This window comes from Streptomyces sp. LS1784 (assembly GCF_020103755.1).
Classification (GTDB): Bacteria; Actinomycetota; Actinomycetes; order Streptomycetales; family Streptomycetaceae; genus Kitasatospora.
Window position 1 is genome coordinate 1 of record NZ_JAHSQD010000880.1, and the last position, 2,305, is coordinate 2,305.

Here is a 2,305-nt window from a genome sequence, read left to right on the forward strand (position 1 = left end):
GTAGATCTCCTTGCCGTCCGTGTTGTAGGCGTGGACGTAGGGGGCCGGGGGGAAGGAGTTCCCGTTGTGGCCGGTGGAGATGGCCGCCGTGTAGACGAACGCGCCGCCTGCCATGACGGCCGGGTACTGCGTCGGGTCGTCGCCGTAGCTGATGGTGACCTTGGCGACCTCGGGTGTGTAGTGCCCGGCGCCCAGCGAGAGGAACTGCCCGGCACCGGCCGGCGTGCTGAAGCTGTCGAAGTACTCGATCAGGTGACCGGTGCCCCACAGGCGATCGTTGATGAACGTCGCAGGGGAGGACATGCTGTTGCCCTTGTCGCCCTTCCACTCGCATTGCACGTACTGGTTGGCGGAGTTGACGGCGATGACCACGCCGTCGGTGTCCGGCGAGGCGACGGGAGCGCGGACCGCGATCACCGCGTGGTACTGCGACGCGTCGGAACCCAGGCAGGAGGCCAGGATCTCGGCGACGGCCCCGGCCTCGATCGGGGCTGTCGTCGTGCTGGTGACGGAGAAAGCGGCCGGGGGGTGGGGGGAAGCCGGCACGGAGGGGGTGTCTGTGGTGGCTGCTCCTTGTTGTGGTCCCGGTGAGTGTTGTGGTCCCGGTGAGTGCAGCACGGACGGGAGAGCCAGGCACAGGGCTGCTGCGGTGCAGGCCGCGGTCGCGCCGAGGGCGTGCCGGCGGTGGCGGCGCTGGTCGGCGCGTCGGCGGATCTCCGCAGCGGGCAGGGTCGGTGCGGGCATCTGCGTGCCGAGCAGCCGCAGCCGGTTGGCGAGGCTGTCGTGGGTGGGGTCAGACACGGAGTTTTCCTTCCTCGCTGGTCGGGGTCTGGTCGGCGAGTCTGGCCGCGAGCGCGGCCCGGCCGCGGGCGAGGCGGCTCTTGACGGCGCTGACGCTGGCGCCGGTCTCGGCCGCGACCTGCTCGACGGAGAGGTCGCACATGTGGTGCAGGACCAGGGCGCTCCGCTGTGCCTCGGGCAGCTCGCGGAGCGCGGTGACCAGCATCAGGTGCTCCTCGGTGGGCGGCTCGACGGTGGGTGGTTCTTGGCGGTGGTGGCGGCCGGCTAAGTGCAGGCCCCGGGCCAGACGTCGCCAGCGGGAGAGGGCCAGCCGCCGGGCGGTGGTCCGGATCCATGCCTCCGGGGCGCTGTTCGGGTCGAAGGTGCGCCTTCGGTCCCACGCGCGGATGAAGGCCTCCTGGACCACGTCCTGTGCTTCGGACCAGTTGCCGGTTATCGCGTAGAGCTGCCCGGTCAGGCGGGAGAAGGACGCCGCGTAGAACGCGTCGAACTCCTGTGGCGTCATCAAGGGCCTCTCCTCCGGGGCTGTCCGTCAGCTCGCGGCACAGGCGGCTCGCGAGGAGACACTCCTCGGCTACGGCGGTGGAGCTGTGCGTCCTGAGTGAAGCGTCCCGCCCTGTACGCACGAGCGCCGTCCCAGGGTCGCACCCACGGCCTATGACCTGGATCACGTGTGCGGGATGCGACCTGCCGGGCGTCGGGAGGCGTACAGGGGCGCGGGCATCAACCGGACGCCCGCAGGAAAGGACACGGATTCATGCGTATCCGCCCGATCATGCTCATCGCCGCCACCGTCACCGCCGCAGCCATCGCGACCGCGGGGGGAATGGCCACTGCCGCAACCGGCACCTCCACGCCCACCCCCACGTCCCACGGCAAGCCCTCCGGTGCGCCCACCGCCACGGCCTCCGGCGCCGACTCGGCCGGCGCCCCGGTGGTCTCCGGCAGCGGCTCGTCCGTTACCCGTGTGCCTGCCACCCCGGCCGCTTTCTCCGTCACCAGCACGACGACAGCCCCGATCGAGGCCGGGGCCGTCGCCGAGATCCTGGCCTCCTGCCTGGGTTCCGACGCGTCGCAGTACCACGCGGTGATCGCGGTCCGCGCTCCCGTCGCCTCGCCGGACACCGACGGCGTGGTCATCGCCGTCAACTCCGCCAACCAGTACGTGCAATGCGAGTCGAAGGGCGACAAGGGCAACAGCATGTCCTCCCCTGCGACGTTCATCAACGATCGCCTGTGGGGCACCGGTCACCTGATCGAGTACTTCGACAGCTTCAGCACGCCGGCCGGTGCCGGGCAGTTCCTCTCGCTGGGCGCCGGGCACTACACACCCGAGGTCGCCAAGGTCACCATCAGCTACGGCGACGACCCGACGCAGTACCCGACCGTCATGGCAGGCGGCGCGTTCGTCTACACGGCGGCCATCTCCACCGGCCACAACGGGAACTCCTTCCCCCCGGCCCCCTACGTCCACGCCTACAACACGGACGGCAAGGAGATCTAC

Annotated in this window: 3 protein-coding genes; 1 reads left to right on the forward strand and 2 read right to left on the reverse strand. The window is 70.4% G+C overall.

What is annotated here, in order from left to right; translation table 11 throughout:
* On the reverse strand, positions 1–801 hold an 801-nt coding region (locus KS423_RS43725; protein ID WP_224285254.1), incomplete at its 3' end, for a hypothetical protein.
* Positions 794–1,306 (reverse strand): SigE family RNA polymerase sigma factor, encoded by a 513-nt coding sequence (locus KS423_RS43730; RefSeq protein ID WP_224285255.1) that lies wholly within the window; start codon positions 1,304–1,306, stop codon positions 794–796. The genes KS423_RS43730 and KS423_RS43725, both read right to left, overlap by 8 nt.
* Positions 1,307–1,558: 252 nt before the next feature.
* Here KS423_RS43730 and KS423_RS43735 point away from each other — a divergent pair.
* Positions 1,559–2,305, forward strand: a 747-nt coding sequence (locus tag KS423_RS43735; protein WP_224285256.1) for a hypothetical protein, incomplete at its 3' end; no start/stop codon positions are given.